At 66.9% G+C, this 21602-nt stretch carries 19 protein-coding genes and 1 pseudogene; 15 read left to right on the top strand and 5 right to left on the bottom strand.

All coding sequences use genetic code 11. The features are described 5' to 3' along the window. A partial coding sequence (locus AWC08_RS29625) for a PE family protein (RefSeq protein ID WP_142283888.1) occupies positions 1–819 on the bottom strand: 819 nt, incomplete at its 3' end. 879 nt (positions 820–1698) lie between these two features. Here AWC08_RS29625 and AWC08_RS29620 point away from each other — a divergent pair. From AWC08_RS29620 to AWC08_RS29610, 3 genes are all read left to right on the top strand, one after another. Further along, complete coding sequence (locus tag AWC08_RS29620) at positions 1699–2466, top strand: fructosamine kinase family protein (protein WP_065135542.1); 768 nt, start codon at positions 1699–1701, stop codon at positions 2464–2466. Between the two features lie 279 nt (positions 2467–2745). Further along, complete coding sequence (locus AWC08_RS29615) at positions 2746–3576, top strand: amidohydrolase family protein (protein ID WP_065132985.1); 831 nt, start codon at positions 2746–2748, stop codon at positions 3574–3576. After that, positions 3573–5120, top strand: coding sequence for an acetolactate synthase large subunit (locus AWC08_RS29610; RefSeq protein ID WP_065132984.1), 1548 nt, complete (start codon positions 3573–3575; stop codon positions 5118–5120). The genes AWC08_RS29615 and AWC08_RS29610 overlap by 4 nt, the downstream gene beginning before the upstream one ends. Here the strand turns inward: AWC08_RS29610 and fadD17 are convergent. The 3 genes from fadD17 to AWC08_RS29595 all read right to left on the bottom strand — a co-directional run bounded on the left by fadD17 (position 5117) and on the right by AWC08_RS29595 (position 8985). Beyond that, on the bottom strand, positions 5117–6628 hold the full coding sequence (gene fadD17 / locus AWC08_RS29605) for a long-chain-fatty-acid--CoA ligase FadD17 (protein WP_065132983.1): 1512 nt from the start codon (positions 6626–6628) through the stop codon (positions 5117–5119). The two genes, AWC08_RS29610 and fadD17, sit on opposite strands and share 4 nt — an antisense overlap. Before the next feature lie 63 nt (positions 6629–6691). After that, a complete protein-coding gene (locus AWC08_RS29600; RefSeq protein WP_065132982.1) occupies positions 6692–7777 on the bottom strand; it encodes an acyl-CoA dehydrogenase family protein in 1086 nt (361 codons plus the stop codon). Positions 7778–7803: 26 nt separating this feature from the next. Beyond that, positions 7804–8985, bottom strand: coding sequence for an acyl-CoA dehydrogenase (locus AWC08_RS29595; protein WP_065132989.1), 1182 nt, complete (start codon positions 8983–8985; stop codon positions 7804–7806). A 215-nt stretch (positions 8986–9200) separates the two neighbouring features. Between AWC08_RS29595 and AWC08_RS29590 the strand changes: the two genes are divergently transcribed. From AWC08_RS29590 to AWC08_RS29535, 12 genes and pseudogenes are all read left to right on the top strand, one after another. After that, complete coding sequence (locus AWC08_RS29590; RefSeq protein WP_055581977.1) at positions 9201–9392, top strand: ferredoxin; 192 nt, start codon at positions 9201–9203, stop codon at positions 9390–9392. A 91-nt stretch (positions 9393–9483) separates the two neighbouring features. After that, positions 9484–10380, top strand: coding sequence for a 3-oxoacyl-ACP reductase (locus tag AWC08_RS29585; protein ID WP_082986198.1), 897 nt, complete (start codon positions 9484–9486; stop codon positions 10378–10380). 193 nt (positions 10381–10573) lie between these two features. After that, positions 10574–11338 carry an MlaE family ABC transporter permease gene (locus AWC08_RS29580; protein WP_065132981.1) on the top strand — a complete coding sequence of 255 codons (765 nt, stop codon included), beginning with the start codon at positions 10574–10576 and terminating at the stop codon, positions 11336–11338. A gap of 44 nt (positions 11339–11382) precedes the next feature. Continuing rightward, positions 11383–12224, top strand: a pseudogene (locus AWC08_RS29575) (MlaE family ABC transporter permease). Positions 12225–12229: 5 nt separating this feature from the next. After that, entirely contained in the window at positions 12230–13432 is a 1203-nt protein-coding gene (locus AWC08_RS29570; RefSeq protein ID WP_069435631.1) for a virulence factor Mce family protein, read from the top strand. Next, the gene (locus AWC08_RS29565) at positions 13432–14484 is read left to right on the top strand and encodes an MCE family protein (RefSeq protein WP_085088628.1); all 1053 of its coding nucleotides are present in this window, start codon (positions 13432–13434) and stop codon (positions 14482–14484) included. Before AWC08_RS29570 ends, AWC08_RS29565 begins: the two co-directional genes overlap by 1 nt. Beyond that, the gene (locus AWC08_RS29560; RefSeq protein ID WP_142283887.1) at positions 14474–15544 is read left to right on the top strand and encodes a virulence factor Mce family protein; all 1071 of its coding nucleotides are present in this window, start codon (positions 14474–14476) and stop codon (positions 15542–15544) included. Before AWC08_RS29565 ends, AWC08_RS29560 begins: the two co-directional genes overlap by 11 nt. Next, the gene (locus tag AWC08_RS29555; protein WP_069435276.1) at positions 15541–16959 is read left to right on the top strand and encodes a virulence factor Mce family protein; all 1419 of its coding nucleotides are present in this window, start codon (positions 15541–15543) and stop codon (positions 16957–16959) included. The genes AWC08_RS29560 and AWC08_RS29555 overlap by 4 nt, the downstream gene beginning before the upstream one ends. Continuing rightward, entirely contained in the window at positions 16956–18110 is a 1155-nt protein-coding gene (locus AWC08_RS29550; RefSeq protein WP_069435275.1) for a virulence factor Mce family protein, read from the top strand. Before AWC08_RS29555 ends, AWC08_RS29550 begins: the two co-directional genes overlap by 4 nt. Before the next feature lie 11 nt (positions 18111–18121). After that, entirely contained in the window at positions 18122–19795 is a 1674-nt protein-coding gene (locus AWC08_RS29545; RefSeq protein WP_065132976.1) for a virulence factor Mce family protein, read from the top strand. Continuing rightward, positions 19795–20529, top strand: coding sequence for a mammalian cell entry protein (locus AWC08_RS29540; protein WP_069435274.1), 735 nt, complete (start codon positions 19795–19797; stop codon positions 20527–20529). The genes AWC08_RS29545 and AWC08_RS29540 overlap by 1 nt, the downstream gene beginning before the upstream one ends. Positions 20530–20537: 8 nt before the next feature. Beyond that, a complete protein-coding gene (locus tag AWC08_RS29535; protein WP_142283890.1) occupies positions 20538–21020 on the top strand; it encodes a mammalian cell entry protein in 483 nt (160 codons plus the stop codon). On the opposite strand, the gene AWC08_RS29530 is transcribed toward AWC08_RS29535, so the two are convergent. Then, a complete protein-coding gene (locus AWC08_RS29530) occupies positions 21017–21595 on the bottom strand; it encodes a hypothetical protein (protein ID WP_069435273.1) in 579 nt (192 codons plus the stop codon). The genes AWC08_RS29535 and AWC08_RS29530 overlap by 4 nt on opposite strands. Positions 21596–21602 lie beyond the last annotated feature (7 nt).

Raw genomic sequence — 21602 nt, 5'->3', positions numbered from 1 at the left:
CCCGCCGCTGCCCCCAGCACCGCCGCCGCCCCAGACCAGTGCACCGTCACCGCCGACCCCGCCGGTGCCGCCTCCGGAGCCGCCCGCGCCACCGTCACCGGCCGCGCCGAAGAACCATTCGCCGCGGCCGCCGGCACCCCCGGTGCCGCCGCCGATCCCGCCGGTGCCGCCGGTGCCGCCGCCGCCCCACCACAATCCGCCGTTGCCGCCGGCCCCGCCGGTGCCACCGCCGGTCCCGCCCATTCCGCCGGTGCCGCCGACGCCTAAGAGCCACCCCCCGTTGCCGCCGGCTCCACCACTGGCCGTCGCGCCGCCCGCGCCGCCTGGGCCGCCGTTGCCCCACAGGCCCGCAGATCCCCCGGCGCCACCAGCCTGACCAACGGCACCAGCGGCTCCTGCACCGCCGTTGCCGAACAAGATCCCGCCGTCACCACCGGCACCGCCCGGGACGGTGGCGTTGGCGCCATCACCGATCAGGGGCCGGCCCAGCAGTGTCATCGTCGGCGCGTTGATCACTCCCAGTACCGCGCGCTGGGCGTTCTCGACCTCGGTCCACACATACGAGCCCGCGCTGGCCCGCAACGTCTGGGTGAATTGAGCTTGAAGCTCCTCGACCAGCGCGCTGACGGCCTGATATTCGCGGCCGTGCGCGCCGAACAGTGCGGCAATGCGCAGTGATACCTCGTCAGAAGCGGCAGCCAGCACCTGGGTCGTAGGGACGGCTGCGGCCGCGTTGGATGTGGCAACCGATGAGCCCAGTCTCGACAAGTCCGTGGCCGCGGCGGCAACGCTGTCGGGGGAGACCCAGAGGAACGACATCTCAACGGCTCCAGACAGCAGGGAACTAGTTCGCAATACCGCCTAGGTCGGGATCGCTAGCCCGGATCTTATGGTTCTGCGAGATCTATGTCACGGTTTTGCACAATATCGATACTTTGAGTGTGATTTGTATTCATTAACGCAGATACGGGTCTGAAGTCATCTTTCGTAATCTGACCTGCAATGACGTTCTGCGGATACGACTAGGCAGCCGGTTGCAGGTGGATAAAGCTCGCCGCGACGGTCGAGCCGCCTGGCAGCAAACCTGCGTGAGTTTGCGGTCGCCCGCGCTGGACGCGTCAAACCGTGGGATTGCCGGAGTAACCGATTCACCGATAGCGCCGACATTGGCCCCACCGGCACCCGTTACCGCCGAAACCTCCATCGAGGCGTTTGTGTCCGTTCCGCCTGGCGTGCCGATCCCGGTGCCGCCGGTGCCGCCGCCTGTGGGCGCACCGGGTAAGGCCGCCCCTGTTGCCCCTGAGACCACACCGTTGCGCCATTCCCGATGGGCGAACCACCCTTACCGCCGACGCCGATTGCTCCGCTGCGACCACGGCCGACGCCGCCGCCGCTGGCGTTACCGCAGACTGCATCGGCGCCCCGACAACCCTTGCCACCGTTGCCGCCAGCGCCTCCCGCACCCCCGGCGCCGAAACCCGACCCGGCGTCAGTCAAACCGTCGCGGAATATTGACGCGTAGGGCGGAATCATATTCGGCGCAAGTCCACAAAATCAGGGGCGTTCGGCGACTAATTCGAGGCAAGTTGCCGAACGAGATTTGAGAACGCTCAATAGATTTCGTGTCCCCATCGCGGTCCTAAAGCGGTGCCGTCTACAGTCCGGACACATGCGGTCGACGAGTCCTTCGGAGTCCACGTGACAGATTTCGTCAAGCGGAACCCGGCAGCGCCAGCCGGCTTCTTCGCCTGCGAGGCCGCCGGGCTCCGGTGGCTGTCGCAAGTCGAAGGGGGAGTGGCCTGCGCGCAGGTGCTCGACGTCGACGCCGCCAGCCTGACCCTGCGTCGGCTCGAGTCGGTGCCTCCCACCGCGGATGTGGCGCTCGAGTTCGGCGCCCGGCTGGCGGTCATGCACGACGCGGGCGCGCCGGCGTTCGGCGCCGGGCCCGACGGGTGGGACGGGCCGGGATTCTTCGGTCCGCTGTCGCAACCACTGCCCATGTCGTTGCGCAGCCACCCGAGCTGGGGCGCCTTCTGCGCCGAGGAGCGACTGGTCCCGATGGTTGAACTGGCGGCCAAAGAGCTCGACGCGGCGACGCGGCAGGCGATCGATGCTGTGGTGGCGCGGTGTCAGGCGGGGGACTTCGACGACGACGACCCGCCGGCCCGACTGCACGGAGACCTGTGGAGTGGCAACGTTATGTGGACGCGCCGCGGCGCGGTGCTGATCGACCCGGCCGCGCACGGCGGCCACCGGGAAACCGACCTGGCCATGCTCGCACTGTTCGGCTGCCCCCACCATGACGCCGTCCTGGCCGGCTATCAAGAAGTCCGACCGCTGAAAGCGGGCTGGCGCAACCGCATCGGACTGCACCAGCTCTATCCCTTGCTAGCGCACGTGGTGCTGTTCGGAGGTGGGTACGTGGGGCAGACGCGCGCCGCTGTCCGCTCCGCGCTGAGCGTTTGAAGACCGAGGACTCTGCATTGCCCGCTTCCTCCTCCCGGCACTCCGCGCCGGGCATCGTCAGCGGGCTAAGCCCGGATGGCCCGCTTCCTCCTCCCGGCACTCCGCGCCGGCATCGTCAGCGGGCTAAGCCCGGATGGCCCGCTTCCTCCTCCCGGTACTCCGCGCCGGGCATCGTCAGCGGGCCCGCCGGGCATCGTCAGCGGGCTAAGCCCGGATGGCCCGCTTCCTCCTCCCGGCACTCCGCGCCGGGCATCGTCAGCGGGCTAAAGTCAAACCGCGATGACTATCGATGTGTGGATGCAACATCCGACGCAGCGGTTCCTGCGTAGCGACATGCTGGCCTCGCTGCGCCGCTGGACCGGTGGATCCATGCCAGACGCCGAAATTCCGATCGACGTGACCGTCGCTGCCATGGACGCCGCGGACGTCGAACTCGGGCTGATCAGCGCATGGCTGGGGCCGGCGGGCCAGGACCTGGTGTCCAATGACGAGGTAGCCGAGTGGATTGACCTGCACCCCAAACGATTTAGCGGACTGGCGACGGTCGATCTGGACCGTCCGATGGCCGCAGTGCGCGAGTTGCGGCGGCGGATAACCCAGGGCTTCGTCGGGTTGCGGGTGGTGCCGTGGCTGTGGGACGCCCCGCCTACCGACCGCCGCTACTATCCGTTATTCGCCCAGTGCGTCGAGTCGGCAGTGCCGTTCTGCACGCAGGTGGGACACACCGGTCCGCTACGGCCATCGGAGACCGGACGCCCGATTCCCTATATCGATCAGGTGGCGCTTGACTTTCCGGAGTTGGTGATCGTGTGTGGGCACGTCGGCTACCCGTGGACCGAGGAAATGGTCGCGGTGGCCCGCAAACACGAGAACGTCTACATCGACACCAGCGCATACACGATCCGGCGCTTGCCGGACGAGCTGATCCGGTTCATGAAAACAGGTACCGGGCAACGGAAAGTTTTGTTCGGCACCAACTATCCGATGATCGCCCACGCACACGCCTTGGCGGGTCTTGACGAACTCGGGCTCAGCGACGAGGCTCGTCGGGACTTCCTGCACGACAATGCCGAGCGGGTCTTCAGGCTGCAACGAAAGGCGGACACGTGAACGGTGCGCAGGCTCTGATCAACACCCTGGTCGACGGCGGCGTCGACGTGTGTTTCTCCAACCCCGGCACCTCGGAAATGCACTTCGTCGCGGCACTGGACACCGTGGACCAAATGCGAGGCGTGCTAACCCTTTTCGAAGGCGTGGCCACGGGTGCGGCCGACGGTTACGCCCGCATCGCCGGCCGTCCGGCGGCGGTGCTGCTGCACCTCGGACCCGGTTTGGGCAATGGCCTGGCCAACCTGCACAACGCCCGCCGTGCCCGGGTGCCGATGGTGGTGGTCGTCGGTGACCACGCGACCTATCACAAAAAGTACGACGCCCCACTGGAATCCGACATCGACGCGGTGGCGGGCACCGTATCGGGTTGGGTGCGCAGGACCGCGACCGCGCAAGACGTCGGCGCCGACACTGCCGAGGCCATCGCTGCCAGCACATCCGGGTCGTTCGTCTCGACGCTGATCCTGCCCGCCGACGCCTCCTGGTCCGAAGGTGCCCAGCCGGCCACGGTGACCGCGGGCACGCCGGCCGCCTCGAGCACCGACACCGACGCGGTCGCCGACGTGCTGCGCTCCGGTGAACCGACCACAATTTTGATCGGGGGAGACGCCACCCGCGAACCGGGATTGTCCGCGGCCGCGCGGATCGCCCAGGCCACCGGCGCCCGGGTGCTGTGCGAGACCTTCCCGACCCGACTGGAACGGGGCGCCGGCGTGCCCGCCATCGAACGGCTGGGCTACTTCGCCGAGGCCGCAGCGGCCCAACTCGACGGCGCGAAGCATCTCGTGCTGGCCGGGGCAAAGTCGCCGGTCTCGTTCTTCGCTTACCCAGGCATGCCCAGCGACTTGGTTCCGTCTGGGTGCACGGTGCATGTTCTGGCCGAATATGGCGGTGCTGCAGCGGTTTTGGCCGAGTTGGCCGACGCACTGGCACCTGGGACGGCGGCGCCGCTCGCGCCCGCCTCCCGTCCCCAGCTGCCCTCTGGTGCGCTGACGTCCGCGTCGGCGGCCGAGGTCATCGGGGCGCTGATGCCTGAACGGGCCATCGTCGTCGACGAGTCCAACACCTCAGGACTGCTGTTGCCGGCAGCGACCGCGGGCGCGCCGGCGCACGACTGGCTCACGCTGACCGGCGGCGCGATCGGTTACGGGATTCCGACGGCGGTCGGCGCTGCCGTGGCCGCACCCGATCGCCCGGTGCTGTGCCTGGAATCCGACGGGTCGGCGATGTACACGATCTCGGGGTTGTGGAGCCAGGCCCGGGAACTGCTCGACGTCACCACCGTCATCTATAACAACGGCGCCTACGACATTCTGAGACTCGAGCTGCAACGCGTCGGCGTCGAAGCCGGGCCCGGCCCTAAAGCCAAAGACCTCCTCGACATCTCCCGTCCCACAATGGACTTCGTCAAGATCGCCGAAGGCATGGGGGTGCCGGCCCGGCGTGCGACGACGTGTGAAGAACTCGCCGATGCACTGCGCGACGCGTTCGCCGAACCCGGTCCGCACCTGATCGACGCCGTGGTTCCGTCGTTATTGGGTTAGCCGCGCTGGCGGGGAATGGCGAATACCGGTTCGCCACAGTCGACACCCTCAGCAGAGAGTTGTCGTTTCAGCACCTTGAACGTCATCGTGCCGGGTAGCCCGGCGCTCACCCGCACGTACGACGGCCACTGCTTGCGCCCAAGGTCGGCCTGTCCGGACAGAAAGTCTCGGAACTCCTGCGCGTCGAACTGCGCACCGGGCTTCAAAACGACGGCCGCCATCACCTGGTCGCCGACCACCGGATCCGGCACCGGGTACACCGCCGCCTCGGTCACCGCGGGGTGGCGTAGCAGCACCCGTTCGATCGGCGCGGTGCCCAGGTTCTCGCCGTCCACGCGCATCCAGTCACCGAGCCGGCCGGCGAAATAGACGTAGCCCGCGTCGTCGCGATAGGCCAGATCGCCGCTGTGGTAGATGCCGCCGGCCATCCGTTCGGCCTCGGCGGCCGGGTCGTTGTAGTAGCCCTCGAACCCGCCGGCGCCTTTGGTGTTCACCAGTTCGCCGACCGTTCCCGAAGGGCAGGGCGCGCCGGTTTCGGGGTCGACGATCTCCACACCGTCCGGCAGCGGGCCAAGCGAGCCCGGCGGGGTGTCCGGCGTGCGGGCGATTGCCACACCGAGCTCGGTCGAGCCGAAGCCGTCCTGAACACGGCAGCCGAATCGGGTCGCGAACCGTTCGATGTCCCGGGGCACGCCCTCGTTGCCGTAGACGGCCCGCAGCGGATTGTCGGCGTCGTCGGGCTGCTCGGGGGTGGCCAGCACGTAGGACAGCGGCTTGCCCACATAATTGGCGTACGTCGCCCCATACCGCCGCACATCGGGCAGGAATCCCGACGCCGAAAACCGGCGCCGCAAGGCCATCGACCCCTGGCATGCCGCGGCTACCGCCCAACCGACCAGCACCGCGTTGGAATGGAACAACGGCATCGACACATAGCAGACGTCGTCGACGCCGAGCCGGAACCGTTGGGCCATCCCCATTCCGGCTCCCGCCACCTTGCCGTGGCTGCACTTCACCGCCTTGGGCTCGCCGCTGGTTCCCGAGGTGAAGATCAGCATGAAAAGGTCACCGGGAGAGGAGGGTTGAAACTCCAAAACGGCTTCCCGATGCGCGGCAACCTCGTTGGCCCACGCAGCCGAGTCGACATTGACGTGATCGATGCCGTCCAGTGCCGCAGCGGAATTCGTATCGGCCAGCACCAGCTGGCAGTCGGCGTGGTTGATGTCTCGGGCCAGCGCCGCGCCACGGCGCACCGGGTTGAGGCCGACCGGCACGATGCCGGACAGCCCGGCCGCAACCAGCACCGCCGAGAAGAACGGCGTGTTCTCCAGCAGCACGCCGACATGCGGCGGCCGCGCCGGGTCGAGGCGCTCCCGCAGTGTCGCCACCAGAGCCGCGGCATCACGCAGGTGCGCACGCCAACTGGTGAACGAGTCCTCGAAGTACACGCCGCGGTCGTCGATTTCGGCCAGTGGGCGCAACAGTGCGGTTACCGTCGGTTCGCTCACGTCACTCCCTCTTCATCGCAATTGTGAAGTGGGCTGCACGCCCGTCGGAGGAGGCGGACCGGCTCAAGCAGGAGTCTCCGCAAGTTCCCGGCCGATCTGCCGCAGCTGTCCGGTGGCGCCGCCCAGGGCGAACTCGGTTTCCTTGGCGGACAAGAAGTATCGGTGCACCGGGTGGTCGGTGTCGACGCCGACACCGCCGTGCACGTGCACGATGGTGTGCGCCACCCGGTGTCCGGCGTCGGCCGCCCAGAACGCCGCGGAAGCCACGTCGATCTCGGCCGGGATGTCTTCGGCGACCTTCCACGCGGCCTGGGTCAACGTCAACCGCAGGCCCTTGACGTCGATGTAGCCGTCGGCCAGCCGCTGACCCACCGCCTGGAAGCTGCCGATCGGGCGGTCGAATTGCTCCCGGGTACGGGCGTATTCGGCCGTCATCTGCAGACCGCGCTCCAGCACACCGAGCTGGTAGGCGCTGCGGCCCAGGGTGGAGATGGTGCGCAGCCAGGTGACCACCTCGGCGCCCCCGACGCGGCGCGCGGCGTCCACCGAAACACCGTCGAGCGCCAGATGGCCGACGCTGCCCAGCCCGGTGGTCTCCAGTGGCGTCACCGTCACCCCTGGGTCGTCGGCCGCGACCAGGTAAACGCTTGTCCCGGAATCGGTTTCAGCGGGCACCAGGAACCCGTCGGCGACGGGGCCGTAGAACACCTGGGTGCGACTGCCCGTCAGCCGGCCGTCAACTGCCTGCACCGGCCCGTCACCCATCTCGCCGTCCAGCGCGACGGTCAGAATCTTCTCGCCGCGCACCGCCGCCGAGCCCCAGCTGCCCTGCAACTCCTCGGAGCCGAACCGCGCCAGCGCGCCCGAGCTCAGCACGATCGACTCGAGATAGGGCACCGCCGCCAGCTGGTGCCCGAGCGCGACCAGGATCGCCACCTGCTCGAGCACCCCGAAACCATCGCCGCCGACCTGGGTGGCGGCCGCGCTGGTCAGGATGTCGCTGTCGACGAGCTTGCCCCACAAATCGCGGTCGAAGCGTTGGTCAAGCTTGTCCAGCTCGCGCTGGTGCGCGGGCGTGCACACCGAGTCGACGATGGTGTCGACCAGTCCGCCGAGGTCCTGCGCCGCTTCGGTTGTCGAGAAGTCCATTGATGTCCGTCCTCTATCCGGAGAAGTCAGCGATTGGCCCGGGGCAGCCCGAGGGCAACCATGCCGATGATGTCGCGCTGCACCTCGTTGGTGCCGCCGCCGAACGTCAAAATCAGGCACGCCCGGTGCATCCGTTCGACGCGGCCGCGCAGCAGCGCGCCGGGGGAGTCCTGACGCAGCGTGGCCGCCGTGCCCAGCACCTCCATCAGCAGCCGGTAGGCCTCGGTGGCCAGCTCGGTCCCGAACACCTTGGCCGCCGAGGCATCCGCGGGCGACAGGTTTTCACTCGACGACGACGCCAGCTCCCAGTTGATCAGCTTGAGCACCTCGACCTTGGCGTGCACCCGGGCCAGGTTCAGCTGCACCCATTCGGAGTCGATCAACCGGCCGCCCCCGGCGTCCTTGGTGTTCTGGGCCCACTCCCGAACTTCGCGTAGGCACATGAAGATCGGGGCCGGTGAGACAAGCGCGACCCGTTCGTGGTTGAGCTGGTTGGTCACCAGCTTCCAGCCCGCGTTCTCCTCACCGATCAGGTTGGTCACCGGCACCCGCACGTCGCTGTAGTACGTGGCACTGGTGTCGGGACCGGCCATGGTGTGCACCGGCGTCCAGGAGAAGCCCTCGGCGGTGGTGGGCACCACCAGCATCGAGATGCCGCGGTGCTTCTTGGCCTCCGGGTTGGTGCGCACCGCGAGCCAGACCCAGTCCGCATAGGCGATCAGGCTGGTCCACATCTTCTGGCCGTTGATCACGTACTCGTCGCCGTCGCGGACCGCGGTGGTGCGCAGGTTGGCCAGGTCGGTGCCCGCCCCCGGCTCCGAATAGCCGATGGAGAAGTGCAGTTCACCCGCGGCGATCTTGGGCAGGAAGAACTTCTTCTGCTCCTCGGTGCCGAACGCCATGATCGTCGGCGCCACGCTGTTGATCGTCAGGAACGGCACCGGAGCACCCGCGATAGCCGCCTCGTCGGTGAAGATCAGCGAGTCCATCGGCTCCCGGTCCTGACCGCCGTACTCTTTGGGCCAGTTCAGGGTGAGCCACCCGTCTTTGCCCATTTGCGCGACGGTCTCGCGGTACACGTTGCCGGTGCCGTATTCGCCCTGTACCGAACTCAGTGCCTCGCGCCGCTCCGGAGTCATCAGCTTGGTGAAGTAGGACCGCAGCTCGCGACGCAGCTCCTCCTGTTCGGGGGTGTAACTGATGCGCATTCCCGCCGCCTCCGATCGAGCGATCGTTTGTGTGTGCCGGCCGCCGAAACCCACGCCGGCGGCCACCCATTCGTTCTCCCGGTTGTAACACGTTCTAGTCTGGGAATCCAGCGACCGTGTGGTCACGTGACGCTGTCCTAGGGTGGTGCTACATACTGATCGAGTCCGACCGCAGGGGTGTTTTCTAGCTTCAGCCCAGTTTCAAGGAGGGTGCCGTGCGAGTGATTGTCGACCGTGACCGGTGTGAAGGCAACGCGGTGTGCTTGGGAATTGCACCCGATATCTTCGACCTGGATGACGAGGACTACGCCGTGGTGAAGACCGATCCGATCCCGCCGGATCAGGAGGATCTGGCCGAGCAGGCGATCGCGGAATGTCCGCGCGCGGCGCTGTTGCGCGAGGACTGACCCAGAAACTAGAGGTATTCATAAATTGACTGACGTGAATGATCCTGCTTCTCCTCAGGCGACTACCCGGCCTGCATCGTCGCCGGGCGAAATTACGAACGCGACCGATCTGTCCGGCAAGGTCGCGGTGGTGACCGGTGCCGCGGCGGGCCTGGGACGTGCCGAGGCGATCGGCCTGGCGCGGCTGGGCGCCACCGTCGTCGTCAACGACATCGCCTCGGGCCTGGACGCCTCAGACGTGCTCGACGAGATCAGCTCCGCGGGTGCCAAGGCGGTGGCAGTCGCCGGAGACATCAGTCAGCGCGAAACCGCGGACGAACTCGTGGCCACCGCCGACGGTCTGGGCGGACTGAACATCGTCGTCAACAACGCCGGCATCACCCGTGACCGGATGCTCTTCAACATGAGCGACGAAGACTGGGACCAGGTGATCGCCGTGCATCTGCGCGGTCATTTCCTGCTCACCCGCAACGCCGCCACCTACTGGCGCACCAAGGCCAAGGAAGCCGACGGCCGGGTATTCGGCCGCATCGTCAACACCTCCTCGGAGGCCGGTCTGGTCGGTCCGGTGGGGCAGGCCAACTATGGCGCCGCCAAGGCCGGGATCACAGCGCTGACGCTGTCCGCGGCGCGGGCGCTGGGCCGCTACGGCGTGTGCGCCAACGCGATCTGCCCCCGGGCCCGGACCGCAATGACGGCCGACGTGTTCGGTGCCGCACCGCAGGACGCAGACATCGACCCCCTGTCGCCGGAACACGTGGTGAGCTTGGTGCAGTTCCTGTCCTCGCCGGAGGCCGCCGCGGTCAACGGTCAGGTGTTCATCGTCTACGGTCCGCGCGTGACCCTGGTGGCCGCGCCCACCGCGGAGCATCAGTTCGACGCGGGCGCCCCGGCCTGGGATCCGGCGCAGCTGAGCGCGACGCTGCAGGGCTACTTCGCCGAGCGCGACCCGGAAGTGAACTTCGCCGCAACCGGTTTGATGGACTGACGCCCCCGGCGGCGGCACACATAGAGGGGAAGTACCAGCTAGGCATATTTGCCACAAAATTTTTCGAGCTTCATCGACACTCAGAACTTGTTCTAGTTAGTATGAGCCGGCTCACACCAAGCAACGAGTCATCCAACGGTGTGTTCAGGGCAGACAACACTTCGCCGCGAGCAACAGATTGGGGGGACCGGGCTTGTTGCAGAAAGTAGCCGTGCCGGCCCGCGCTGTCGGCGGCTTCTTCGAGATGTCGATCGAGACTGCACGTGCCGCCTTCCGGCGGCCGTTTCAGTTTCGGGAGTTCCTGGACCAGACGTGGATGGTCGCGCGGGTCTCGCTGGTCCCAACGCTGCTGGTGTCCATCCCCTTCACGGTGCTCGTCGCGTTCACCCTGAACATCCTGCTGCGCGAGATCGGCGCCGCCGACTTGTCAGGCGCCGGAACGGCATTCGGCACCATCACCCAGCTCGGCCCGATCGTGACCGTGCTCGTGGTGGCCGGCGCCGGTGCCACCGCGATCTGCGCGGACTTGGGCGCCCGAACCATCCGCGAGGAGATCGACGCGATGCGGGTGCTCGGCATCGACCCCATCCAGCGGCTGGTGGTGCCCAGGGTTCTGGCGTCCACGCTGGTCGCCTTGCTGCTCAACGGGCTGGTGTGCATCATCGGCCTGTCCGGGGGCTACGCTTTCTCCGTCTTCCTGCAGGGCGTCAACCCCGGCGCGTTCATCAACGGGCTGACTGTGCTCACCGGGCTGCGCGAGCTGATCCTCGCCGAAGTCAAGGCGCTGCTGTTCGGAGTCATGGCGGGTCTGGTGGGCTGTTACCGCGGCCTCACCGTCAAAGGCGGTCCCAAGGGAGTCGGCAATGCGGTCAACGAAACCGTCGTCTACGCGTTCATCTGCCTTTTCGTCATCAACGTCGTCATGACCGCCATCGGCGTCAGAATCTCGGCCAAGTAGGGCGGGGTAACACATGACGGCGAACGAGCGATGGTGAACATGCGATGAGTTACGACGTCACCTTTCGCTTCAAGCGCTTCTTCACGAGGTTCGCCCGACCGGTGGACAACTTCGGCGAGCAGGCGCTGTTCTACGGCGAGACCGTGCGCTACATCCCCAACGCCGTCACGAAGTACCGCAAGGAGACGATCCGCCTCATCGCGGAGATGACGCTCGGTGCCGGTGCCCTGATCATGATCGGCGGCACCGTCGGCGTCGCGGCCTTCTTGACGCTGGCCTCCGGCGGTGTCATTGCCGTGCAGGGCTATTCGTCGCTGGGCAACATCGGCACGAGGCCCTGACCGGCTTTCTGTCGGCGTTCCTCAACGTCCGCGTGGTCGCACCCGTCATCGCCGGCATCGCGCTGGCCGCCACCATCGGCGCCGGCGCCACGGCCCAGCTCGGTGCGATGCGGGTCTCCGAAGAGATCGACGCCGTCGAATGCATGGCGGTGCATTCGGTGTCCTACCTGGTATCGACCCGCCTGATCGCCGGGCTGGTGGCGATCATCCCGCTGTATTCACTGTCGGTGCTGGCGGCGTTCTTCGCGGCGCGCTTCACCACGGTGTTCATCAACGGGCAGTCGGCGGGCCTCTACGACCACTACTTCAACACCTTCTTGATCCCGTCGGACCTGCTGTGGTCGTTCCTGCAGGCCATCGCCATGTCGATCGCGGTCATGCTGGTGCACACCTATTACGGCTACAACGCCAGCGGTGGGTCGGTCGGCGTCGGTGTAGCCGTCGGCCAGGCGGTGCGCACCTCGCTGATCGTCGTCGTGGTCATCACCCTGCTCATCTCGCTCGCGGTTTACGGAGCGTCCGGCAACTTCAACCTTTCGGGGTAGTGGCGATGGCAGCGATGGGATCACGACGAACCGCGGGCCGGGTGGCCGCGGCGGTGCTCGCGGGATTAGTGGTGGCGGCGGCGGTCCTGACCTACCTGTCCTATACCGCGGCGTTCACCTCCACCGAGACGGTGACGGTCGCCTCCAAGCGCGCCGGTCTGGTGATGGAGCCCGGGGCGAAGGTCAAGTTCCGGGGCATCCAGATCGGCAAGGTGGAAGACATCAGCTACAGCGGCGACCAGGCGCGCCTGAAGCTGGCCATCTACAGCGACGACCTGCATTTCATCCCGTCCAACGCCACGGTGCATATCGCCGGCAACACCATTTTCGGCGCCAAGTCGGTGGAGTTCATTGCGCCTCAGAACGCGGCCAAGACGTCATTGCGCCCGAACGCCATGGTGGACGCGTCGGCCGTGCAGCTGGAGGTCAACACGCTCTTCCAGTCGCTGACCAACCTGTTGCACAAGATCGACCCGGTCGAGCTGAACGGAACCCTCAGCGCGCTGTCGGAAGGCCTGCGAGGCCACGGAGATGACCTCGGGTCGCTGTTGTCGGGTCTCAATACGCTGACGCGCCAAGCGAATCCGAAGTTGCCCACCCTGCAGGAGGATTTCCGTAAGGCCGGCATCGTGACGAACATCTACGGCGACGCCGCACCCGATCTCAACACGGTCTTCGAGAACCTGCCGACGATCAACAAGACGGTCGTCGACGAGCAGTCCAATCTCAACACCACGTTGCTGGCCGCGATCGGCCTGGCCAACAACGGCTACGAGACGCTCGCACCGGCCGAGCAGAATCTGATCGACACCGTCAACAGGCTGCGCGCCCCACTGAAGGTGGCAGCGGATTACTCGCCGGAATTCGGCTGCCTGCTGGCCGGCATCGATCGCGGCATCAAGGAGTTCGCCCCGTTGATCGGTGTCCGCAAGGCGGGTCTGTTCACCTCGTCGAGCTTCGTCATCGGTGCTCCCTCCTATACGTATCCGGAGAGCCTGCCCATCGTGAACGCCTCCGGTGGCCCGAATTGCCGTGGCCTCCCAGACATTCCGACCAAACAGACCGGTGGCTCCTTCTACCGTGCGCCGTTCCTGGTGACCGACAACGCGCTCATTCCCTACGAGCCGTTCACCGAGTTCCAGTTCGACGCGCCCTCGACGTTGCAGTTCCTATTCCACGGCGCCTTCGCTGAACGGGACGACTTCTGATGGCCGCCGGCAAAATGCCGTCGCACCGGTCGATGGTGATCAAGGTCGGCATCTTCGTCGTGACGATGGTGCTCGCGAGCGCCGGCCTGGTGGTGGTCTTCGGCGACTTCCGGTTCGGTTCGGAGAGCACGTACCACGCCACCTTCCTGGATGCGTCCAAGCTCAAGGGCGGCCAGAAGGTGCGTATCGCCGGTGTGCCGGTCGGCGCCGTCTCGGGCGTCAAACTCAACCCCGACAACACCGTCGACGTCGAATTCGGGGTCGACGCCCGCTACACGCTGTACTCGTCGAGCCGGGCGGTGATCCGCTACGAGAACCTGGTCGGCGACCGTTTCCTGGAGATCACCTCGGGCCCCGGCGAACTGCGCAAATTGCCGCCGGGCGGGACCATGAACTCCCAGCACACCCAGCCGGCACTGGACCTCGACGCGCTGCTGGGTGGGCTCAAGCCGGTGCTCAAGGGCCTGGACGCCGACAAGATCAACACGATCAGTAGCGCCGTTATCGAGCTGCTGCAGGGTCAGGGCGGCGCGCTGGCCAACGTGCTCGCCGACACCAGCAGTTTCTCGAACGCCCTGGGCAAACGTGACCAGCTGATCGGTGACGTGATCACCAACCTCAATACGGTGCTGGGGACCGTCGATCAGCGCAGCGCGCAGTTCTCGGCCAGCGTCGACCAGCTGCAGCAGCTGGTCGAAGGGCTCGCCAAGAACAAGGACACCATCGCGGGCGCGATCCCGCCGCTGGCCTCGACCACGACGGATCTGACTGAGCTGCTGCGTAATTCGCGGCGGCCGCTGCAGGGTGTGCTGGAAAACGCGCGGCCCTTCGCCACCGAACTGGACACCCGCAAGGCCGAGATCAACAACGACGTCGAGCAACTCGGCGAGGACTACCTGCGGCTGGCCGCGCTGGGCACCTACGGGTCGTTCTTCAACATCTACTTCTGCTCCGTGACGATCAAGATCAACGGGCCGGCGGGTTCCGACATCCGGATCGGGATGGGCGGCCAGGTGGATTCCAGCAAGGGGAGGTGCGCGTTTGCCAAATAAGCCAGGCAGTAAGCGCGACCAGGATCCGCTCCGCACCGGCATCATCGGTCTGGCGGTGGTGACCTTCGTCGTCCTTATCGCATTCGGTTACGCGGGGTTGCCGTTCTGGCCGCAGGGCAAGACCTACACGGCGTACTTCGGCGACGCGGGCGGCATCACGCCCGGCAACAACGTGCTGGTCTCCGGCGTCAAGGTGGGCAAGGTGTCCGACGTCGCCCTGGCCGGCGACTCCGCCAAGATCACCTTCAGCGTCGATCGCCACGTGGTGGTCGGCGACCAGTCGCTGGCCGCGATCCGCACCGACACCATCCTGGGTGAGCGCTCCATCTCGGTGAGTCCGGCGGGCTCCGGCAACGCGACCACCATTCCGTTGAGCCGGACGACCACGCCCTACACGCTGGCCGGCGCGCTAGAGGATCTCGGCCAGAACGCCAACAACCTGAACAAGCCGCAGTTCGAGCACGCACTGAAGGTGCTCACCGAGACACTGCATGACGCCACCCCCGGGTTGCGCGGCGCGCTGGATGGCGTGACGTCGCTGTCGCGCACCCTCAACAGCCGCGACGAAGCGCTGCAGGGTCTGCTGGCGCACGCGAAGTCGGTGACGGCGGTGTTATCCGATCGGGCCGGGCAGGTCAAGAAGCTCGTGGACCAGGGCGATCAGTTGTTCGCCGCGCTGGATGAGCGCCGATCGGCGTTGAGCGCGTTGATCGCCGGGATCGACGACGTCTCCGCGCAGCTGTCCGGTTTCGTCAACGACAACCGCAAGGAGTTCGGCCCGGCTCTGACCAAGATCAATCAGGTGCTGGCTAACCTGAACGAGCGCCGCGACTACATCACCGAGGCCCTCAAGAGGTTGCCGACGTACGCCACCACGCTGGGCGAGGTGGTCGGTTCCGGTCCCGGCTTCAACGTCAACGTCTTCGGCGCCATCCCGGCACCGCTGGTAGCGACCATGTTCGACGCCGTCTTCCAGCCGGGCAAGCTGCCGGACAGCTTCGCCGACTATCTGCGCGGCATGATTCAGGAGCGCTGGACGATCAGGCCGAAATCACCATGACGACACCGAAACGCTTCGGCAGCAGGGGCCTGCGGACCGTCACCATCATCGCGCTGGTGGCGGTGCTGGTGGGCGGCGCCTACGTGCTGTTCTCGGCCGGCGGCGGCGGCCGCAAGCTCACCGCCTACTTCACCTCGGCCGTCGGGCTCTATCCCGGTGACCAGGTCCGCATCCTGGGTGTGCCGGTGGGAGAGATCGAGTCGATCGAACCGCGGCCGTCGGACGTCAAGATCACCATGAAAGTCTCCGACGGCGTCAAGATCCCCGCCGACGCCAAGGCCGTGATCATGTCGCCGAACCTGGTGGCGGCCAGGTTCATTCAGCTCACCCCGGCGTTCACCGGCGGCCCGGCGCTGCCGGACGGCGCCACCATCGATCTGACCCGCACCGCCGTTCCCGTGGAGTGGGACGAGGTCAAGGAAGCGCTCACCCAGCTGTCCGTCTCGCTGAGCCCGGCGGCCGGTGAGATGCAGGGCCCGTTGGGCGCGGCGATCAATCAGGCCGCCGACACCCTCAACGGCAACGGCGACTCGTTCCACAACGCCCTGCGCGAGCTTGCGCAAGTCGCTGGGCGCCTTGGGGATTCGCGCGGCGACATCTTCGGCACGGTCAAGAACCTGCAGGTCCTCGTCGACGCCCTGTCGCAGAGCAACGAGCAGATCGTGCAGTTCGCCGGCCACGTCGCCTCGGTGTCGCAGGTGCTGGCGGACAGTTCGCGGGACCTGGACCACACCCTGGGTTCGCTCAACCAGGCGCTCTCCGATGTCCGTGGCTTCCTGCACGAGAACAACTCGACGCTGATCGAGACGGTCAACCAGCTCACGGACTTCACCCAGACCCTGAGCGACCAGAGCGAAAACATCGAGCAGGTCCTGCACGTGGCGGGTCCCGGCATCTCCAACTTCTACAACATCTACGACCCCGCCCAGGGCACCCTGAACGGTCTGCTGTCGCTGCCCAACTTCCTGAACCCGGTCCAGTTCATCTGCGGCGGTTCCTTCGACACCGCGGCCGGGCCGTCGGGGCCGGAGTACTTCAAGCGCGCCGAGATCTGCCGCGAGCGACTGGGTCCGGTGCTGCGCCGGCTCACCGTGAACTTCCCGCCGATCATGTTCCATCCGATCAACACGATCACGGCCTACAAGGGGCAGATCATCTACGACACCCCGGCCACGCAGGCCAAGGCGGAGACCCCGGTGCCGGAGCTGACCTGGATTCCGGCCAAGGGTTCCGGTCAGCCGGCGCCGAGCAATGTCACGGACCTGCAGAACCTGTTCGTCCCGACCGCGCCCGGTCCCGGCCCGGGGTACGGACCGGCGCCGGGGCCGGCGACCGGTTCCGCGCCCGCGGCACCGGCTGCGGCACCCGGCCCAGCGCCGGGACCGCTGCCTGCCGAGCAAGGAGCGGGTCGATGAAGCGAATCCTGTTGCGCGCCGGCGTATTCCTCACGGGCAGCACGCTGCTCGCCGGTTGCTCGTTCGGTGGACTGAACTCCCTGTCGTTGCCCGGCACCGCCGGCCACGGCGGCGGTGCGTACACAATCACGGTCGAACTGCCGGATGTGTCGACGTTGCCGCAGAACTCTCCGGTGATGGTCGACGACGTCACGGTGGGCAGCGTGTCCGGAATCTCGGCAGAGCAGCGTTCCGACGGATCCTTCTACGCCGCGGTCAAGCTGGCGCTGGACAAGAACGTGGTACTCCCGGCGAATGCGATCGCCAAGGTCGCTGAGACCTCTCTGCTGGGGTCCTTACACATCGACCTTGCTCCGCCCACCGACCAAGCCCCGACAGGCCGGCTGGGCAACGGATCTCGGATTCCGGAGTCCCGCACGGGCCGCTTCCCGACCACCGAAGAAGTCTTCTCGGCGCTCGGGGTGGTCGTCAACAAGGGCAATGTCGGTGCGCTGGAAGAGATCACCGACGAGACCTACCAGGCCGTGGCCGGACGGCAGGGCCAGTTCGTCGACTTGGTGCCGCGGCTGGCGGAGTTGACCTCAGGCCTGAACAAGCAGGTCAACGACATCATCACTGCGGTCGAGGGGCTCAACCGCGTCTCGTCGGTGCTGGCGCGAGGCAAGGACAACCTGGGCCGCGCGCTGGACACGTTGCCCGAAGCGCTTCGCGTGCTGAACAAGAACCGGGACAACATCGTCGCGGCCTTCAGCGTCCTGAACAGGCTGGCGACGGTCACCTCGCACGTGTTGTCCAAGACCAAGAGCGACTTCGCCGCCGACCTCAAAGACCTCTACTCGGCGATCAAAGCGCTCAACGACAACCGGAAGAACTTCGTCACCTCGCTGCAGATCATGCTGACGTTCCCCTTCCCCAACTTCGGCATCAAGCAGGCGGTGCGCGGCGACTACCTGAACGTGTTCACCACGTTCGACCTGACGTTGCGCCGGCTCGGTGAAACGTTCTTCACCACCAGCTACGCCATGGATCCCAACATGATGCACATGGACGAGGTCCTCAACGCGCCCGACTTCCTGACGGGCGAACTGGCCAACCTGTCCGGACAAGCGGCCGACCCGTTCAAGATTCCGCCCGGCACGGCGTCGCAGTAGAGGCGGGGAAGATGATCGACAGACTCACCAAGATCCAGCTCTCCATATTCGCGGTCATCACCGTGATCACCCTGACGGTGATGGCGATCTTCTATCTGCGCCTGCCGTCCACCTTCGGCATCGGAACCTACGGCGTGAGCGCCGATTTCGCCGCTGGTGGCGGCATCTACAAGAACGCCAACGTCACCTACCGCGGAGTCGCGGTGGGCCGGGTGGAGTCGGTGCAGCTCAATCCGAACGGCGTCACGGCCGAGATGCGGCTCAACAGCGGCACCCCGGTCCCGTCGAACGTCACGGCGACCGTCAAGAGCGTGTCGGCGATCGGCGAGCAGTACATCGACCTGGTGCCCCCGGCCAATCCGGCGCCCGGCAAATTGCGCAACGGAGCCAAGATCGACCGGGCCAACACCCGTATCGGTCAAGACGTCGCCGACCTGCTGAAGAAGGCGGAGACGCTGGTCAACAGCCTCGGCGACACCCGGCTGCGCGAGGTGCTGCACGAGGCGTTTCTGGCGACCAACGGGACCGGTCCGGAGCTGGCCAGGCTGGTCGAATCCGCCCGGCTGCTGGTCGACGAGGCCAACACCAACTACCCGCAGGTCTCGCAGTTGATCGACCAGGTCGGCCCGTTCCTGCAGGCTCAGGTCCGCGCCGGTGCCGACATCAAGTCCCTGTCCGACGGGCTGGCGCGCTTCACCTCCGAGGTGCGCCGGGCCGACCCGCGGTTGCGCGACACGCTCGCCACCGCGCCCGGCGCGCTCGACGAGGCCAATGAAACCTTCTCCGGCATCCGCCCGTCCTTTCCGGCGCTGGCGGCCAACATGGCCAACCTGGGCCGGGTGGGTGTGATTTACCACAAGTCCATCGAGCAGCTGCTGGTCGTCTTCCCGGCGCTGTTCGCCGCGATCACCACCGCCGCCGGCGGTGTGCCGCAGGATGAGGGCGCGAAGCTGGACTTCAAGCTTGACCTCAACGACCCGCCGCCGTGCAGCACCGGCTTCATTCCGTCGCCGCTGATGCGCTCGCCCGCCGACGAGACGGTGCGGGAGGTCCCGCGCGACATGTACTGCAAGACCGCGCAGAACGACCCGAGCGCTGTGCGTGGTGCCCGCAACTACCCGTGCCAGGAGTTCCCCGGCAAGCGGGCACCCACGGTGCAGATGTGCCGCGACCCGCGCGGGTATGTCCCGGTCGGCACCAACCCGTGGCGCGGGCCGCCGATCCCGTACGGAACCCCGGTCACCAACGGGCTGAACATTCTGCCGCCGAACCACTTCCCGTACATCCCACCGGGAACCGACCCCGATCCGGGCATCCCGATCGTCGGTCCGCCCCCGCCCGGGGTGACGCCCGGCCCGGGGCCGGCTCCCAACCAGCCGGCCTACGACCCGCCGCCGCCCAACAACGTCCCGCCGCCGCCGGGTAACCCATCGTGGATGCCGCCGAACTATCCTCCGGTGCCGCCGCAGCTTCCCTACCCCAAGTACATCGAGCCGCCCGGGCCGCCGGTCGGCACGGGCCCGGCGCCCGAAGCCAACGGGGCCGGCTACACCGCCACCTACGACCCGTCTACCGGCCGGTTCAGGGATCCGGCGGGCGGCACTGGTATCTTCGCGTCCGGCGTTGCCGGGACCTCCGGCGCCGAGAGTTGGGTGGACCTCATGCTTGCTCCGAAAACCTCTTAGTGGATCCAGTGTTGACAGAAGAACAGGCGACGACTCCGCGCGTCCGCCGCCGGGCGTCGCGCGCTGCCGGTCCGCCGAAGGGCGCCTCGGTCAGCGCCGCGGATGACGACAGCACTGAGGCGGCGCCGAGCGCGGGCACGGCCGTCAAGGACAAGCCGGCGCCGAAGCGGACTCCCAAGAAGGCCAAATCCATCGGCGCCCGGCCACCGCGGCGGCGCCGACCGCACACCGCGATGGTCGGTTGGGTCAGTCTGGCGGCGTCGGTGCTGATGATCGCCGGACTGGTGTGGGGCGTCGCGGTTCTGGTCGGCCAGCACCGTGCGGCCCAGGCGCGGCAAGCGCGCGAGCAGCGCTTCGTCGACACGGCCTCGCAGACCGTGGTCAACATGTTCTCCTACACCCAGGACACCATCGACGAGTCGGTCAACCGGTTCGTCAACGGCACCAGCGGGCCGCTGCGCAGCAAGTTCGGCGCCGAGAACGTCGAGTTTCTCAAGCAACTGTTCCGCAAGACCAACGCGACCTCGGAAGCGGTGATCAACGGCGCCGCCCTGGAAAGCATCGACGATGTCAGCGACAACGCCTCGGTATTGGTCGCGGTGCGGGTGACCGTCGCCGACATCGACGGAGTCAACAAGCCGTCCCAGCCGTACCGGCTGCGGGTCATCGTCCACCAGGACGAGCGCGGCCAGATGACCGGGTATGACCTGACCTATCCCGACGGGGGCAACTGATGTCCCGGCTGCGGTGGCTGCTCACCGTCGCCGGCGCCCTCGCGGCCGCGGTCGTGGTGGCGTTGTCGGCCGCCGGTGGCTGGTTCTACTGGGACCGGGTGGAGACGCGGGGTGAACAGGCCGCCCGGGCGGAGCTGCCGAAGCTGGCCGAAAAGGAGATCCCGCAGTTCTTCGGCTACGACTTTCAGACCATCGAGCGCAGTCTCAACGACGTCTACCCGCTGCTGACGCCCGACTATCGCCAGGAGTTCAAGAAGGTCGTCAATGCCCAGATCATCCCCGAGGCGAAGAAGCGGGAGATGGTGGTCCAGGCCAACGTGGTCGGCGTGGGAGTCATGGCGGCCAAACGCAATTCGGCGACCGCGATGGTCTACATGAATCGCATCGTGACCGACAAGTCACGCGAGCCGCACTACGACGGCAGCCGGTTGCGAGTCGAATTCACCCGCGTCAACGGTAAGTGGCTGATCTCCTACATCACGCCGATCTAGAAGCAGATCGCAATCTCGTTGCAGTCCATGGGATAACGCTGCACCGGGCTGGGCGGCGGGCCGACCAGCGCCAGCGAGAACGGTTCCTTCTTCATGTCCGGCTGCAGCCCGCACACCGCGCCGTGCAGGGTGGTGTGGGTGCCCGTGAGGGTTTCATCGCTGAACGCATAGGTTTCGCTGGTTTCACCGAAGCCGCCGCCCGGGCAGGACACTCCCTCGGGCTTGCTCACGGTGAAGGTCCACAGCATGCTGCTCATCCGGGCCCTGGCGCTGAAGTTCTGCAGATGTTCGGCACGGCTGTTGTTCGCCGGAGTCGTACTCACCACGTTCAGCGCGCAGTTCATCGCGAAGACGATCGGGTCGGAGTAGTCGTTCATGTTGCGGGTCCCCGACGGCTGAGCGCACAACGCCGTGATGGTCCAGGTGGCACCGGAGATGCCCGCCTCATTCAACGTGTAGGCGCCGTCCGCGGGAGGGCCGATCGCATACGCCGGGCTTTCCGATTCCAGAGCCATGCCTGCTGCGACAGCCGAACCGATGGCGGCACCGGCGGCCAGCCCGCGACGGATTTTCACCCGTCCA

The sequence above is a fragment of the Mycobacterium gordonae genome (assembly GCF_002101675.1).
GTDB lineage: Bacteria > Actinomycetota > Actinomycetes > Mycobacteriales > Mycobacteriaceae > Mycobacterium > Mycobacterium gordonae.
This window is presented reverse-complemented; position numbering and strand designations above follow the sequence as displayed.

Excerpts from the sequence above, each read along its gene's own strand:
- AWC08_RS29615 (WP_065132985.1), top strand. The coding sequence starts at position 2,746 with ATGACTATCGATGTGTGGATGCAACATCCGACGCAGCGGTTCCTGCGT.
- AWC08_RS29600 (WP_065132982.1), bottom strand. The coding sequence starts at position 7,777 with ATGGACTTCTCGACAACCGAAGCGGCGCAGGACCTCGGCGGACTGGTC.
- AWC08_RS29595 (WP_065132989.1), bottom strand. The coding sequence starts at position 8,985 with ATGCGCATCAGTTACACCCCCGAACAGGAGGAGCTGCGTCGCGAGCTG.
- AWC08_RS29570 (WP_069435631.1), top strand. The coding sequence starts at position 12,230 with ATGGCAGCGATGGGATCACGACGAACCGCGGGCCGGGTGGCCGCGGCG.
- AWC08_RS29565 (WP_085088628.1), top strand. The coding sequence starts at position 13,432 with ATGGCCGCCGGCAAAATGCCGTCGCACCGGTCGATGGTGATCAAGGTC.
- AWC08_RS29555 (WP_069435276.1), top strand. The coding sequence starts at position 15,541 with ATGACGACACCGAAACGCTTCGGCAGCAGGGGCCTGCGGACCGTCACC.
- AWC08_RS29550 (WP_069435275.1), top strand. The coding sequence starts at position 16,956 with ATGAAGCGAATCCTGTTGCGCGCCGGCGTATTCCTCACGGGCAGCACG.
- AWC08_RS29545 (WP_065132976.1), top strand. The coding sequence starts at position 18,122 with ATGATCGACAGACTCACCAAGATCCAGCTCTCCATATTCGCGGTCATC.